A 15,253-nucleotide genomic window follows, 5' to 3' on the forward strand; every position below is an offset into this window, starting at 1 on the left:
CTGAGTGACTCTCAGCACCCATTTTGCACGCAGAACTCCTCACCAGGGAAACTTCATTGCGTGACAGGACAAAACGAAAATGATGAAATTTAACGCGATTGCGGCACTGGCCGCGCTGACGCTGACCGGCTGTTCCGTCGGCAAATATAATTACAGCAGCACAGCGATGGAACGCGTCGATATGAGTTTTACCGGCATCCCGACGGTGCTCGGCATCGGCTCATTAGGTACCAGCATTCCCCTTACCCCCGAGTACAGTCTGACCGCCGCCCACGTGGCGCGTTTTGCGGTGCAGCGCGTCAAGGCGTACCACCCTTATTGCGACCTGGCGATCATCTACCACAAAAATGACCTGAAGACCCTGCCAAAATTCCGCAGCAGTGAGGTTGGCGAACCGGTGAAGATGTACGGTTACAGCTTTGTCTCAGCGATGCCGGTGGAGTCGTCAGGCGTCAACCTGGCGCTGACCGGCATCCGCAACGGTTTTAACAAAAAACCCTGCGTGGCGATGGCTTCTAACGCCGGCGTGGTGCAGGGGATGTCCGGCGGCGCGGTGTATAACGCGGATGATACCATCAGCGGGGTGATCGTCGGCTATACCAGCAAGGTACGCCAGAGGCTGAAGCCCAACGAGCCGCTGAAGGACGTCTCGCTGTATATCCCTTATCAGGGCTTTAAAGAGTGGCTGGSGGCGTCAACCTCCTGACGCCTGAATAAGAGACGGGCCGCATCACGCGGCCCGTTTGCGTTGGACAGATCAACGAGCTCAGCGCGCCGCATCAGGCCACTGAACGGGATCAGAGGAACGGCGCGGTGTCACCCACCCCTTCACGTACCACCTGCGGGCTGTCATCGGTCAGATCGATTACCGTGGTCGGCTGCTGGCCGAGATAGCCACCGTGGATAATCAGATCCACCAGCTTGCCGATCTCATCCTGGATCGCTTCCGGATCGGATTCGGTAAAATCGTTGCCCGGCAGCATCAGTGAGGTGGACATCATCGGCTCATCCAGCGCTTCCAGCAGCGCCAGCGCGATCGGGTTTGACGGCACGCGCAGGCCGATGGTTTTACGCTTGTCGTTCATCAGCCGGCGCGGTACTTCTTTGGTGGCCTTCAGAATAAAGGTGTAGTTGCCCGGCGTGTTATTTTTGATTAAGCGGAACGCGCTGTTGCCAACCTGCGCATAGGTCGACAGCTCCGACAAATCGCGGCACATCAGCGTAAAGTTGTGGTTGCCGTCAAGCTGGCGGATGCGGCAGATGCGCTCCATCGCGCCTTTATCTTCCAGCTTACAGCCCAGCGCATAGCCGGAATCGGTCGGATAGACCACCACGCTGCCCTTGTTCAGCAGCTCAATCGCCTGCTTAATGAGCCGCGGCTGCGGATTCTCGGGGTGAATATAGAAAAACTGACTCATAAAAACCTCTCGTTTACCCGGTGCGGGTGAACTTATTGCAGGATGTCAGGAAAACGTTGCCACACGGCCTCAACGCCGCCGGGCAGCCATAATTTTTTGCCCAGTTCGATCCACGGGCAGGGCTGATGAAAATCAGATCCCTGGGAGGCGGCCAGCCCGTAGTCACGGGCGTACTGCGCCAGCTGTGTGCGCTCGTTCGGTGCCTGCTGGCACTGCGCCACCTCCATAGCTTCGCCGCCCTGTTCGGCAAAATGGGCCAGCAGCCGCTTCAGCCACTTGGCCGACAGCCCGTAGCGGGCCGGGTGCGCCAGCACCGCACGGCCGCCGGATTGCTGAATCACATCAACGGCTTGTTTAATTGTACACCACTGTGGCGGCGCGTAGCCGGTTTTGCCCCGCGCCAGGTAATTTTTGAACACCTGTTGCATGTTGCTGGCCTTGCCCTGGGCGATCAGGAAACGGGCAAAATGGCCGCGCCCAACCGCACCGCCGGCGGCCAGCGCCAGCGCGCCCTCCAGCGCACCGGGGATCAGCGCCTTCTCCAGCCGCTCCGCCATCAGCCGCGCCCGCGCCAGCCGCCGTTCCGCCTGCTCAGCCAGAAACGCGGTCAGCGCCGGATGGTCAATATCCACGCCGAGGCCGACGATATGGATCTCATGATTTTCCCACAGCGAGGAGATCTCCACCCCGGCAATCAGCTGCAGCGGCAGCTGGTGCCGGGCGATCGCCTCACGCGCCGGGCGTACGCCGTCGGTGCTGTCGTGATCGGTGATGGCCAGCACGGTAACGCGCTGCTCCACCGCGCGCAGCACCAGGGCTTCCGGGCTGAGCAGGCCGTCGGAGGCCTGGCTGTGGCTGTGCAGGTCAAACAGGGAATAGACTGAGGTTGAAGGGCTGTCTGCGGTCAAAACGACTCCGGCGCTACATTAAAATTGGCTGCATAATACCGCCATTCCGTGCTAAGAGAAAAAGAGTATTGACTTTTTTCCTGCGAACCAGTTAACTAGTACACAAGTTCACAAACACAGGGGTCACGATCATGTTCAACCTTATTCGCGTTAATACCGGTTGGTGGCACACTTCTCCCTGAACGGGCGGAGTTGTTCTGCACAGATGAGTCGTGCAAACCCCAGGCCCGCTGAATGCGGGCTTTTTTTTGAGCAAAATATCGGGAACCTCTTATGCAAAACGCCAGACCTGGAGTGAAGTTAATCACCGGCAGCGCCCCTTACCGTGAAGATCCGGCGGCGGTGTTTCATCAGCTGTGCGGCGCTCGCAGCGAAACGCTGCTGCTGGAGTCGGCAGACGTCGACAGCAAGCGCAACCTGAAGAGCCTGCTGATCGTCGACAGCGCGCTGCGCATTACCGCGCTGGATAAGACGGTGACCATTCAGGCGCTGTCGGAAAACGGCCGTGCGCTGCTGCCGCTGCTGGACGCCGCCCTGCCCGCTTCGGTGCAGAACAGCGTGCGCCCGGACGGCCGTGAGCTGCTGTTCCCGGTCAATACGGCGGTGCAGGATGAGGACGCTAATCTGAAGGCGCTGTCGGTGTTTGACGCGCTGCGCCTGCTGCCAACCCTGGTCAGCGCCCCGGAGGAAGAGCGCGAAGCGATGCTGCTCGGCGGCCTGTTTGCCTACGACCTGGTGGCCGGCTTTGAGACGCTGCCCGAGCTGCACAACCAGCAGCGCTGCCCCGATTACTGCTTCTACCTGGCCGAAACGCTGCTGGTGATTGACCATCAGACCCGCAGCGCCCGCCTGCAGGCCAGCCTGTTTACCCACTCGCCGGCCGAGTTCCTGCGTCTGCAGAGCCGCATTGAGCAGCTGCACAGCCAGATGATGCAGCCGGCACCTGCGCTGCCGGTGCAGCCGGTGGCGCAGATGACGCTGACGGTCAGCCAGAGCGATGAGGATTACTGCCGGGTGGTGCGCGAGATGCAGCAGGCGATCCGCGTCGGCGAAATTTTCCAGGTGGTGCCGTCGCGCCGCTTCTCGCTGCCGTGCCCGTCACCGCTGGCCGCCTATGAGACGCTGAAAAACAGCAATCCCAGCCCGTATATGTTCTTTATGCAGGATCGCGATTTCAGCCTGTTTGGTGCCTCGCCGGAGAGCTCGCTGAAGTATGACGCCAGCAGCCGCCAGATTGAGATCTACCCGATTGCCGGCACCCGCCCGCGCGGCCGCCACGCCGACGGTTCGCTGGATCGCGACCTCGACAGCCGCATTGAGCTGGAGATGCGCACCGACCATAAAGAGCTGGCCGAGCACCTGATGCTGGTCGACCTGGCGCGCAACGACCTGGCGCGCATCTGCGAGGCGGGCAGCCGCTACGTCGCCGACCTGACCAAAGTCGACCGTTACACCTTTGTGATGCACCTGGTTTCCCGCGTGGTCGGCCAGCTGCGCGGCGATATCGACGTGCTGCACGCCTACCGCGCCTGCATGAATATGGGCACCCTGAGCGGCGCGCCGAAGGTACGGGCGATGCAGCTGATCGCCCGCGCAGAGGGCACCCGCCGCGGCAGCTACGGCGGCGCGGTGGGCTACTTCACCGCCAGCGGCGACCTCGATACCTGCATAGTCATCCGCTCGGCTTACGTGGAAGACGGCGTGGCCACCGTACAGGCCGGTGCCGGCGTGGTGCTTGACTCTGACCCGCAGGCCGAAGCCGACGAAAGCCGTAATAAAGCGCGCGCCGTGCTGCGCGCCATCGCCACCGCCCACCACTGCCAGGAGATTTTCTGATGGCCGATATTCTGCTGCTCGATAACGTCGACTCCTTTACCTATAACCTCGTCGACCAGTTACGCACCTTTGGCCATAACGTGGTGATTTACCGTAACAGCGTCCCGGCGGACACCCTGATCGCCCGCCTGCAGGAGATGGAAAACCCGGTGCTGATGCTCTCCCCCGGCCCCGGCGCACCCTCTGAGGCGGGCTGCATGCCGGAGCTGCTGCAGCGCCTGCGCGGCCAGCTGCCGATTATCGGCATCTGCCTCGGCCATCAGGCGATCGTCGAGGCCTGGGGCGGCCACGTCGGCCAGGCGGGCGAGATCCTGCACGGCAAAGCTTCGGCGATTCAGCACGACGGCGAAGGCATGTTTGCCGGCCTGAGCAACCCGCTGCCGGTAGCCCGCTACCACTCGCTGGTCGGCAGCAACCTGCCGGAAGGCCTGACGGTCAACGCCACCTATAACGGCATGGTGATGGCGGTGCGCGACGACGCACGCCGGGTGTGCGGCTTCCAGTTCCACCCCGAATCCATTCTCACCTCCCAGGGGGCACGTCTGCTGGAACAAACTCTCGCCTGGGCGCTGGCGTAATTATGGAGATATCAATGAATAGCATTCTTGAACGACTTTACCAGGGTGAGACACTGACGCAGGCCGATAGCCACCAGCTGTTTGCCGCAATTATCACCGGCCAGCTGGAACCCACCCAGCTGGCGGGCGCACTCATTGCCATGAAGCTGCGCGGTGAGAAGCCGGCGGAGATTGCGGGTGCGGCTAGCGCGCTGCTGGCGGATGCCAAACCTTTCCCGCGCCCGGACTACGCGTTTGCCGATATCGTTGGCACCGGCGGCGACGGTAGCAACAGCATTAATATCTCCACCGCCAGTGCCTTTGTGGCGGCGGCCTGCGGGCTGAAGGTGGCCAAACACGGCAACCGCAGCGTCTCCAGCAAGTCCGGCTCGTCCGATCTGCTGGCGGCCTTCGGCATCAGCCTTGACCTGCCCGCCGACCAGGCGCGCCAGGCGCTGGACGATCTGAACGTCTGCTTCCTGTTTGCGCCGCAGTACCACAGCGGTTTCCGCCACGCGATGCCGGTGCGCCAGCAGCTGAAAACCCGCACCATCTTTAACGTGCTCGGGCCGCTGATTAACCCGGCGCGGCCGCCGCTCGCGGTAATCGGCGTCTACAGCGCGGATCTGGTGCAGCCGATTGCCGAAACGCTGAGGGTGCTGGGCTACAAGCGCGCGGCGGTGGTGCACGGCGGCGGCATGGACGAAGTGGCGCTGCACAGCGTCACCCATGTGGCCGAGTTGCGCGAAGGCGAGATCACCCGCTACCAGCTGACGCCGGACGATTTTGGCCTGAACAGCCACCCGCAGGAGGCGCTGGCCGGCGGCACGCCGGAAGAAAACCGTGACATTCTGACGCGTTTACTCCAGGGTAATGGCGAGCTGGCGCACGAAGAAGCCGTAGCGGCTAACGTCGCGCTGTTACTGAAGATTTTTGGCCACGAAGATCTGCGGCAGAACGCGCAGCAGGCGCTGGAAGTGATCCGCAGCGGCCGCGCTTATCAACACGTGACCGCACTGGCGGCGAGAGGATAATGATGCAGCAGGAAACCGTACTGAATAATATCGTCCGCGATAAAGCTGACTGGCTGGCAGAGCGCCAGCAGCAGCAGCCGCTGGCGTCATTTAAGGATCAGATCGTCCCCGCCACGCGCAGTTTTTACGACGCGCTGCAGGGTGCCCGCACGGTGTTTATCCTCGAGTGCAAGAAAGCTTCGCCCTCGAAAGGATTAATCCGCAACGACTTCGACCCGGTGGCGATCGCCGGCGTCTATAAACATTACGCCTCGGCGATTTCGGTACTGACCGACGAAAAATATTTCCAGGGGAGCTTTGATTTTCTGCCGCTGGTCAGCGCCGCGGTCACCCAGCCGGTGCTGTGCAAAGACTTTATTATCGATCCCTATCAGATCTACCTGGCACGCCACTACCAGGCGGACGCCATCCTGCTGATGCTGTCGGTGCTGAACGATGAGCAGTACCGCCAGCTGGCCGAGGTGGCGCACGGCCTGAATATGGGCGTGCTGACCGAAGTGATCAGCGATGACGAGCTGGAGCGCGCCACCGCGCTGGGCGCGAAGGTGGTCGGCATCAACAACCGCGACCTGCGTGACCTGTCGATCGACCTCGACCGCACCCGCCGCCTGGCACCGAAAGTGGCGCACGGCGTGACGGTGATCAGCGAGTCCGGCATCAGCAGCTATGCGCAGGTGCGCCAGCTCAGCCACTACGCCAACGGTTTCCTGATCGGCTCCGCACTGATGGGCGAGGACGATCTCAACGCCGCCGTGCGCCGGGTGATCCTCGGGGCCAATAAGGTCTGCGGCCTGACCCGGGCGGAAGACGCCCGCAGCGCGCGGGAGAGCGGCGCAATTTATGGCGGGCTGATCTTCGCTGACGGCTCACCGCGCAAGGTGGACGTGGCGCAGGCGCAGCAGGTGATGGCCGGTGCAGCGTTGAAATACGTTGGCGTATTCCGCAACAACCCATTAAGTGACGTTGTCACTACCGCGCGGCAGCTAAGCCTGGCAGCGGTACAGCTGCACGGCGATGAAGACCGCGAATTTGTCAGCCAGCTGCGTGCCCAGCTGCCTGAAGAGGTGCAAATCTGGAAGGCGTTCAGCATCAGCGATCGCCTTCCCGCCCGCGACTGGCCGTTTGTCGATCGCTACGTGTTTGATAACGGTAACGGCGGCAGCGGCAAGACCTTTGACTGGTCGCTGCTGCAGGGGCAGAACCTCGACAACGTGCTGCTGGCCGGTGGCCTGAGTGCGGACAACTGTGTTGAGGCCGCCCGCCTCGCCAGCAGCGGCCTCGACTTCAACTCCGGCGTGGAAAGCGCCCCGGGCATTAAAGACCCGGCAAAAGTCGCCGCCGTATTTGCCACGCTGAAAGCTTACTGATTGCAGGCCGGGTGCTGCACCCGGCCCACCTATTGAAGAGAGACGGTCATGACTAAGTTAAATCCCTATTTTGGTGAGTTCGGCGGCATGTACGTGCCGCAGATCCTGATGCCCGCGCTGCTGCAGCTGGAAGAGGCGTTTATCAGCGCCCAGAGCGACCCGGCCTTCCAGGCAGAGTTTACCGACCTGCTGAAAAACTACGCCGGCCGCCCGACCGCGCTGACCCTGTGTAACAACCTGACCCGCGGTACCAAAACCCGCCTGTACCTGAAGCGTGAAGACCTGCTGCACGGCGGCGCACACAAAACCAACCAGGTGCTGGGCCAGGCGCTGCTGGCGAAGCGGATGGGTAAAAAAGAGATTATTGCCGAGACCGGTGCCGGTCAGCACGGCGTGGCGTCGGCGCTGGCCAGCGCCCTGCTCGGCCTCAAGTGCCGCATCTATATGGGTGCCAAGGATATTGAACGCCAGTCGCCGAACGTGTTCCGCATGAAGCTGATGGGCGCCGAGGTGATCCCGGTGCACAGCGGTTCGTCGACGCTGAAAGACGCCTGTAACGAGGCGCTGCGCGACTGGTCCGGCAGCTACGACACCGCGCACTATATGCTTGGCACCGCCGCCGGCCCGCACCCGTTCCCGACCATCGTGCGCGAGTTCCAGCGGATGATCGGCGAAGAGACCAAAGCGCAGATCCTCGAAAAAGAGGGCCGACTGCCGGATGCGGTGATCGCCTGCGTCGGCGGCGGTTCGAACGCCATCGGCATGTTTGCCGACTTTATTGATAACGAAAGCGTCGGGCTGATCGGCGTCGAGCCGGCCGGCCACGGCATCGAGTCCGGCGAGCACGGCGCGCCGCTGAAGCACGGCCGCGTCGGCATCTACTTCGGCATGAAAGCGCCGATGATGCAGACCGAAGACGGCCAGATCGAAGAGTCTTACTCGATCTCTGCCGGGCTGGACTTCCCGTCGGTCGGGCCGCAGCACGCCCACCTGAACAGCATCGGCCGCGCCGAGTATGTGTCGATTACCGATGACGAGGCGCTGGAGGCGTTTAAAACCCTGTGCCGCAGCGAGGGGATTATCCCGGCGCTGGAGTCCTCCCACGCGCTGGCCCACGCGCTGAAAATGGCGCGTGAGAACCCGGAAAAAGAGCAGCTGCTGGTGGTCAACCTCTCCGGCCGCGGCGATAAAGATATTTTCACCGTGCACGACATTTTCACCGCAAAGGGAGAGCTGTGATGGAACGTTACGAACGCTGTTTTAAACGTCTGGCAGACCGCAACGAAGGTGCCTTTGTGCCCTTCGTCACCCTCGGCGACCCGACGCCCGAGCTGTCGCTGAAAATTATCGACGCGCTGGTGGCCGGCGGCGCCGACGCGCTGGAGCTGGGCATCCCCTTCTCCGATCCGCTGGCCGACGGCCCGACCATCCAGAACGCCGCGCTGCGCGCCTTCGCCGCAGGCACCACCCCGGCGGTCTGCTTTGAGATGCTGTCGGCCATCCGTCAGAAGTATCCGGAGATGCCGATCGGCCTGCTGATGTACGCCAACCTGGTGTTCTCCAACGGCATCGACAACTTTTACGCCCGCTGCCAGCAGGCCGGCGTGGATTCGGTGCTGATCGCCGACGTGCCGGTGGAAGAGTCGGCCCCGTTCCGCCAGGCGGCGCTGCGCCACAACGTGGCACCGATCTTTATCTGCCCGCCGAACGCCGATGACGATCTGCTGCGCGAGATCGCCTCACACGGGCGCGGGTACACTTATCTGCTCTCCCGCGCCGGGGTAACCGGTTCAGAGACCCGCGCCAGCCTGCCGCTGAAGCACCTGGTGGATAAGCTGGCCGAGTATCACGCCGCGCCGCCGCTGCAGGGCTTTGGTATCTCGGAAGCGTCGCAGGTGGCGGAAGCCATCGCCGCCGGCGCGGCCGGGGCGATCTCCGGTTCGGCGATTGTGAAAATCATCGAGCAGCATCACCAGACGCCGGACGTGATGCTCAGCGAGCTGACGGCGTTTGTCAGTAAACTGAAGGCCGGCACCCGCCATTAACCGTGGGCCGGGCGCGAAAACAGAAAGAGGACGCTGGTGACAGCGTCCTCTTTTTTTATCTGCTTAACTGATGCGTTTCGTGCCACAAAGCCAGGGTGAACCTTGCTCGCGGGGACGCACTGGCAGGTACACCGCGGCAGGTCAGGCTGGTCGGTCAGGCCGGACTGCGCATGCCGCTCACTTTCATTTGGCTTAACCGGCTAAATCCAGTCTGGCCATCTGCGCCGGGGTGGCGTCCAGCGGCGGCAAAATCTGCTCACAGTAGCCGCGCAGGTGCCCGAACAGCACCGGCCAGGTCGGTTTATCGATATTGTCGGCCATAAAGCCGGCGTCCAGGCGCGCCGCTTCAAACATGCCGTCCTGCAGGGCCTTGAGGGTGGTGTGCCCTGCCCCGAGGTTGCCCAGCCACAGCTTGCAGTAGCCGGAGAGATCGCGCAGCAGCGGGTTATCGAGACCGTCGTGCAGGTTGGGGAAATCTTCGGAGATCACCAGACGCATAAAGTCCGGTAACGGCTTTCCATTGCTGACAATTTGCACCGCATCGCGGTAAGTAACAGGAAAAGTACTAAGCATATCCACGGGTTCCATGCTGTCATTCATTATGGTTATTGTTTTTATGCGGGGTCTTTATCGCCCCTGGCGAACAGATTTGTGATCAACTTAACGCACAGACGATTTTGCCGGGTTACCCGGCAGTTATCTTTAGATTTTGCCTATTGAAATTTTGCGATCAATCGTTGAAAACTGGAAAAAATCCACGTTAAAATTAAGCCTTATATTACAGTCAATTATCTGTAGTGACGTCGCGCAATGTTTAACACCAGCCGGTGGTTTTTGCATACACCGGTACTGCGATACCGCGCGTTGATCTCAGCCGAGATGCTCCACGTTGCTCTGCTGTAGCGGGCATAAGGAACTATTTCACCGGTCTTCTGATCTCTGACGGTGAAGCGCTCTTCGAATCCTGTTGGTAGCTTTAGCGGAGGTATTCGCAGATCCGCTTTGCCCATCTTCTGCCAGTTCGCTGACTTGAACAGGATGTTCTGCGGATCGGCAATTTAATATTCCCGCCGCTCAGTTTGATGTAGCCACCGCATCCGTGGGGTTCCATTATTTCTTTCTATCATTCGCATTCCCTGCCTTATGCCACTGGATTTTCCTGCCGCATGCCCGCTGTCAGGTAAATCTACACGTCGCCCAGATAGCGCCAGTCGACGTGCTGTTCCTGCTGATAGTGTTTGTCGCGGAACGGCCAGGGACGCGGGCGATAAAATTCCACGACGTCGGCGGGCATAATGTCACCCTGTTTGAGCGTCAGAATCGCATTCTGACTAATGCCTTCTCGCGGCAGCCAGGCAATCTGCCAGTAGCCACTTTTCGGGCAGGGCTCTCCGGTTTTACACAGCAGAACCCTGGCACTTTTATCAAAGTCCGGTGACGCTGGCAGCGGCCTGCCGGTCTCCGGGTTGAGCCGTTTGTCTTTTGCCAGTTTTTCAATCAGCGCTTCGCTGGGTTTGGCCGGCTGCACATTCGCTTCGCGGGCTTCCAGCCATTTAAGTTTACCGTCCCAGGCTGGCAGCGGCGCAGGGGGTAGCGGGACGATATCGTTGATTTCGGGGACGGTAGGATGCGCGTAAGAATAATTACTCAATACTTTAGCAATTATTTTATAACGACTGGCTCGCTCGGCGTCTTTCTGTTGTCCCAGATAGTAGAGTTGATCTGTGGGAGCAGGACCATTAAATCCATTTGCTAAAAATCTTGCTGAACTTGAGTCTCCAGCAGCTACCCCCATCTGGAATGCTTCTGCCGCTCTTTGGTATTGTTTTTTAACAGCAAGTGTGTTTCCCAAAGCGTTAGCTGCTTCAGCACTCCCCTGCTCGGCAGCACAACGAAACATCTGCACAGCAACCTCGGGAGCCATGTTTACCGGTGAGAGTTTATCGGCAATATAATTTTGAGCTAAAGAATTGCCTTCATCAGCGGCTTTACGGTAATAACGCAATGCCAGCTCCTGGTCTTCTTTTACGCCGGCAACTCCATGCTGAAGGTAGATGGCGGTTAAGTAATAGCCAGTTGCAATTTTTGCATCAATTAGCTGCTGGCTAAAACGCAGACGTTCATTTGCGGTGAGGGAGTATTGCCCACGCATTGAGCCATTTTGCAAGTTAATATTTGCTTTATAATGATTGTTCTCAGCGGCAATACGATACAAACGCTCAATTTCCGAATCAATGGTTTTATCTTGTTTCAAGATGTTATTTTTTTGCAACCAGCGAGCATATTTAAACAGCACATCCACCTCTGAAAAAGACTCAGGAATAATTTCATATTTACAAGTAAAATCTAGTTTTATTTTGATATTGGCAAGCAGATCCATAGAGATACCCTTATTTTCTAAAAGAGGAGGACTTTTCTGATCACAGGCAACCAGTAGAAAAAAAATAAAAATAATCAGGTTGCGCATCAGTCTTGGTCCTTCAGAGTTGGCTGGTCATAAAGAAATGCAATTAGTGAGGCAATTGGCTTATCCTTTCCCGTATTCTGCCGTTTATTATTCCTGCTGAGAACATCCTCCCAGGCATCAAACGCCTCCCCAGGGTCATCCTGATCCCCCTGCCCATTTGTATGCAACTTCCATAAACGCTGACGCATCGCCTTCGTCACGCTCGCCCATTCGTGGGCGATATTCATTTCGCTGTCGGCTTCCATACGCCAGCATCTTCTGCCGGGCTGGCGATATCGATACCGATAGCCATCGGAGCTGATGCAACAATCCCGGCCACATTTGATTTTTCCAGCGACTCGTTTAAGACTTTTTGGCTGTCAATATCCCCCGACGTTGCTTTTGCATTCTGCGTCGCTTTTTCCAGGCTTCTCGCCAGCGTTAGCGCCTGCTCCTACCCGGAGATGGCTCCGTCCATTTCGAGCGTTTTACCGAACTCATACGCGCTATGCTTGTCAGAAAAATTCACCAATTCTGTTTGCGTATGTGGCTGCAGCGTGAAGAAATTAAATTTACAACATCTACTTTCATTTCCCAGCCAGCTGTTTTTTCTCTAACGCTGATTTAATCTCTTTTGCTCGCGCTATTGGATAGAAGGTTGCACCTTCTACAAAAAGATTTTTATTATAGGTAAATGCCACGGCGACATTTTGCTGAGGGGGGAGCAAAGTATAAAACTCTGTTATTCCAACATAAATAGTCATAACTGTTTTAGCATCGACGTAAATCATTGGCAACCCAAAATGTTCACGAACAAACTTCTGAGTCATTACTGGCTCTAAACCAAACGGCATTTCATGAGGAAACAGCCAGTCGGTTTTCCCTTCATCTTCTAACTTAATAGTTATTTCTTTAAGTTTTTTATCCAGATCATTCGTAAAAACCAAAAATACCCCATCGCGTTTCATATCCAGTACACATTCATCATCATCTATAGCGCCATAGGGTTCTTTTTTATATGGGATTACTCCATCATTATAAATCCCCTGATAATTGCAACCTAGGTGTTTCACTAGTTCTTCAATATCAACTTTCATTTCAGTATAACTCCAACTGTCGATTTAATTCATGTAATTTAGCTCTAACTTCTTCGAGCCTTTGATCACTTACACCATACTCATTCTTCAGGCATTCAGCATTCGCATCCCAGTTAGCATTAACTGCAGCTTCCAGGTCATGGGCATCAAACTCTTTTTGTCTGATGCTATCTCCGCCCTCAGTTTCCAACTGACGATTATTCCGTCCGCCATAGGTTTCACTGCATTTATTATGAACATCTTTCGGAATTGCAACAGAGGCAACTCTATCAACCATCTTATCTAAATGTTCACGCCTCAAATCAGGGTATTTACTCTTTAAATACAGCCTGACGGCTGCCTTTGACGGAATATGATCCACCTCATACTCCCCTTGCCTTGATCGCCCTTTGAAATTGTCATAATAGTCAACCTCAAGGTTCTCTACAGGGGCTTTTTGAAAAAAAACATAAATGGCCGGAACATTGCCGATAGGGTCAACGATGATAAAGTCATCAAAATTCCGATCCTCAATCGGCAGCGTTTCTATGTAAGGGCGCTGTTGATCGGGTATGGGCGTTCCCGCTATCGGTGGCAGGGGTTCGGGAGCAGGATTGGGTAAGCCCCAGACACCTGCAGGCTCCGGTATCGGCGTTGGCGGCGAGGTATAGCCACCCGATATGCCTTCGTGAACCGTTGTTTCGTTCGTGGCTGACGGATTCATCCTAACGGGCAGGGTGTTCCCGTCCTTTACAAATCTGCCCTGCCCGGTCTCCGTTGACCAGATTAATTTACCTTTAAAGGAGGGGTCTTCAAAGCTCCAGGTTTTATCATCAATCCGTTTTGCAAACCGGACCCGGACACGATCCAGCCCGCTCCCCTCACCCACCTGATAGCTTCTGGTGATCTTTTCACCCGTCTGAGCATCCAGCTCAACACGTAAACGAACCCGAGTCCGCACTGACCCCTTTTGCCCGGCAATCTGTCTGAGTTCTTCTTCGGGCACGTAGTCATGTTGTGCTACCGTCTCCGTTCCCCGGGTGAATGCCCCGACCATGATCTGGCCATTGATCAGGTTTTGATACAGCTGGTCGGGAGGCAGATCGGAGTTTCCCAGGCTGGGCGTATAAAATAATCCCATGATCAAGACAGTGAAGGGATTAAGTGTTAATCCTTCACCCATGGTCGCCGCCGCCGTGCTGGCACGCGCGGCGATGGCACTACCCAACGCGGTATCTGCCGCCCCCATGGCAACAGCACCCGCCACAGAAGTGGACAATGACGCAGAGGCAAAGAATACTTTTGCCGGCAAACGTTCAACGATCGGCTCTTTTGGCACCGCTGATGTGCGAGCCGACGACGTTCCCAATATTTGAGACATTACAGCGTTCTCCTGTCCATGAGTTACAGCAGCTCGACTTTTATTGATTCAGGTGTTCCGGTATAAACGCTGACTGTTTTTCCTTTGGCATCAGCTCTTCCTTCAAATACCTCACCCTTTTCTGTCGTTATCCGGTAGCGGGCATAAGGAACTATTTCACCGGTCTTCTGATCTCTGACGGTGAAGCGCTCTTCGAATCCTGTTGGTAGCTTCAGCGGAGGTATTCGCAGATCCGCTTTGCCCATCTTCTGCCAGTTCGCTGACTTAAACAGGATGTTCTGCGGATCGGCGATTTCGATGTTTCCGCCGCTCAGTTTGATGTAACCGCCGCCGCAGGCCAGTATCAGCTCGTTTGCCGCCGTTATGGTGACGGTTGTCTCTGTGCTGGTGATTTCAATGTCGTTTTTCGCCAGCATCGACAGCTCACCGCCCTGCGCCTGGATATCGACCTTACCTTTGCCCGCGTACAGTTTCATACCCTGCGACTGAGCAAACAGGCTTACCGCCTCTCCCGCCGCCGCCGTGACGTTTTCCCCGGCGCTGATATCGGTATTGCCCCCCGACATCAGGCCCACGCTTTCGCTTCCCGATGCCACGCGGACCGCCGCCGGGCTGACGATGCCGATACCCGCCGGCGCGCTGGCGATCATCCCGGCCCTCTTAAGGTACTTCAGCGACCGGTTTAAGGCTTTCTGGCTGTCGGTATCCCCCGGGGTTGCTTTTGCATTCTGCGCCGCTTTTGCCAGGCTTCTCGCCAGCGTTAGCGCCTGCTCCAGCTCGGCGATGGCCTCGTCCATTTCGAGCATTTTACCGCCGACGTCAGGCTGAGCATCCGCGGTCAGCAAAATTCCTTTACCGCCGCGAATGCTCACCCAGTCATCCGTTCGCAGTTCTGCACCTTCCCCCCGTTGCAGCCTGTCATTGTCAACGTTGTGCCCCAGATTAAGCTGGGTCTTACCCCCGTACTCGGTACTCAGCTTGATATGCTCTTCCCCGCGCCGGTCTTCCATGCGCAGCTTGTTCAGTCCGGCGGTGCGGATCACGTTGCGGGTGCCGTTCTTTTCCGTCACGTGGTCAGTGTGGCGGGAGTCGTGCAGCGCATGGGCGATATACGGGCGATCGGGGTCGCCTTCGTGGAAGGCAATCGCCACTTCCGTGCCCTGAATCAGCGGGAAGTGGATGCCG

13 protein-coding genes, 2 pseudogenes and 1 other annotated feature are annotated in these 15,253 nt (G+C 57.7%); of the genes and pseudogenes, 6 read left to right on the forward strand and 9 right to left on the reverse strand.

Annotated elements, in window-relative coordinates; genetic code table 11:
• Window positions 1-79: 79 nt before the first annotated feature.
• A complete protein-coding gene (locus ASF13_RS16160; protein WP_369814385.1) occupies window positions 80-706 on the forward strand; it encodes a serine protease in 627 nt (208 codons plus the stop codon).
• A gap of 91 nt (window positions 707-797) precedes the next feature.
• Here ASF13_RS16160 and ASF13_RS16165 read toward each other — a convergent pair whose 3' ends face one another.
• Entirely contained in the window at window positions 798-1,418 is a 621-nt protein-coding gene (locus ASF13_RS16165) for an L-threonylcarbamoyladenylate synthase (RefSeq protein WP_056238343.1), read from the reverse strand.
• Between the two features lie 32 nt (window positions 1,419-1,450).
• Window positions 1,451-2,326, reverse strand: a complete 876-nt coding sequence (locus ASF13_RS16170; protein WP_056238347.1) for a PHP domain-containing protein — start codon at window positions 2,324-2,326, stop codon at window positions 1,451-1,453.
• A 155-nt stretch (window positions 2,327-2,481) separates the two neighbouring features.
• Window positions 2,482-2,576: a sequence feature (Trp leader region), on the forward strand.
• Between the two features lie 23 nt (window positions 2,577-2,599).
• Between ASF13_RS16170 and ASF13_RS16175 the strand changes: the two genes are divergently transcribed.
• The 5 genes and pseudogenes from ASF13_RS16175 (at window position 2,600) to trpA (ending at window position 9,165) form a co-directional block, all read left to right on the forward strand.
• Complete coding sequence (locus ASF13_RS16175) at window positions 2,600-4,162, forward strand: anthranilate synthase component 1 (RefSeq protein ID WP_056238349.1); 1,563 nt, start codon at window positions 2,600-2,602, stop codon at window positions 4,160-4,162.
• Window positions 4,162-5,753: pseudogene (gene trpD, locus ASF13_RS25020) on the forward strand (bifunctional anthranilate synthase glutamate amidotransferase component TrpG/anthranilate phosphoribosyltransferase TrpD). The gene ASF13_RS16175 and the pseudogene trpD overlap by 1 nt, the downstream one beginning before the upstream one ends.
• A 2-nt stretch (window positions 5,754-5,755) precedes the next feature.
• Window positions 5,756-7,120: a bifunctional indole-3-glycerol-phosphate synthase TrpC/phosphoribosylanthranilate isomerase TrpF gene (trpCF, locus tag ASF13_RS16190; RefSeq protein ID WP_369814390.1), complete on the forward strand. Its 1,365-nt coding sequence runs from the start codon at window positions 5,756-5,758 to the stop codon at window positions 7,118-7,120.
• A 48-nt stretch (window positions 7,121-7,168) separates the two neighbouring features.
• Window positions 7,169-8,359, forward strand: coding sequence for a tryptophan synthase subunit beta (trpB, locus tag ASF13_RS16195; protein WP_056238360.1), 1,191 nt, complete (start codon window positions 7,169-7,171; stop codon window positions 8,357-8,359).
• Window positions 8,359-9,165, forward strand: coding sequence for a tryptophan synthase subunit alpha (trpA, locus tag ASF13_RS16200; RefSeq protein ID WP_056238363.1), 807 nt, complete (start codon window positions 8,359-8,361; stop codon window positions 9,163-9,165). The genes trpB and trpA overlap by 1 nt, the downstream gene beginning before the upstream one ends.
• Before the next feature lie 192 nt (window positions 9,166-9,357).
• Here trpA and ASF13_RS16205 read toward each other — a convergent pair whose 3' ends face one another.
• The 7 genes and pseudogenes from ASF13_RS16205 to ASF13_RS16230 form a co-directional block, all read right to left on the reverse strand.
• Window positions 9,358-9,738 carry a hypothetical protein gene (locus ASF13_RS16205; protein WP_146005476.1) on the reverse strand — a complete coding sequence of 127 codons (381 nt, stop codon included), beginning with the start codon at window positions 9,736-9,738 and terminating at the stop codon, window positions 9,358-9,360.
• 314 nt (window positions 9,739-10,052) lie between these two features.
• Window positions 10,053-10,258, reverse strand: a pseudogene (locus ASF13_RS25380) (type VI secretion system tip protein VgrG); the annotation flags it as partial.
• Window positions 10,259-10,351: 93 nt separating this feature from the next.
• Window positions 10,352-11,632, reverse strand: coding sequence for a sel1 repeat family protein (locus ASF13_RS16210; RefSeq protein ID WP_056238370.1), 1,281 nt, complete (start codon window positions 11,630-11,632; stop codon window positions 10,352-10,354).
• Window positions 11,632-11,877 carry a hypothetical protein gene (locus ASF13_RS16215; protein WP_056238372.1) on the reverse strand — a complete coding sequence of 82 codons (246 nt, stop codon included), beginning with the start codon at window positions 11,875-11,877 and terminating at the stop codon, window positions 11,632-11,634. Before ASF13_RS16215 ends, ASF13_RS16210 begins: the two co-directional genes overlap by 1 nt.
• 321 nt (window positions 11,878-12,198) lie before the next feature.
• Window positions 12,199-12,708: a DUF6392 family protein gene (locus ASF13_RS16220; protein WP_056238375.1), complete on the reverse strand. Its 510-nt coding sequence runs from the start codon at window positions 12,706-12,708 to the stop codon at window positions 12,199-12,201.
• Window position 12,709: 1 nt separating this feature from the next.
• Window positions 12,710-14,068 (reverse strand): S-type pyocin domain-containing protein, encoded by a 1,359-nt coding sequence (locus ASF13_RS16225; RefSeq protein ID WP_056238378.1) that lies wholly within the window; start codon window positions 14,066-14,068, stop codon window positions 12,710-12,712.
• A 23-nt stretch (window positions 14,069-14,091) separates the two neighbouring features.
• Window positions 14,092-15,253: type VI secretion system Vgr family protein (locus tag ASF13_RS16230; protein ID WP_156365606.1), on the reverse strand; the 1,162-nt coding region annotated here is incomplete at its 5' end.

Source organism: Erwinia sp. Leaf53 (assembly GCF_001422605.1).
Classification (GTDB): Bacteria; Pseudomonadota; Gammaproteobacteria; order Enterobacterales; family Enterobacteriaceae; genus Erwinia.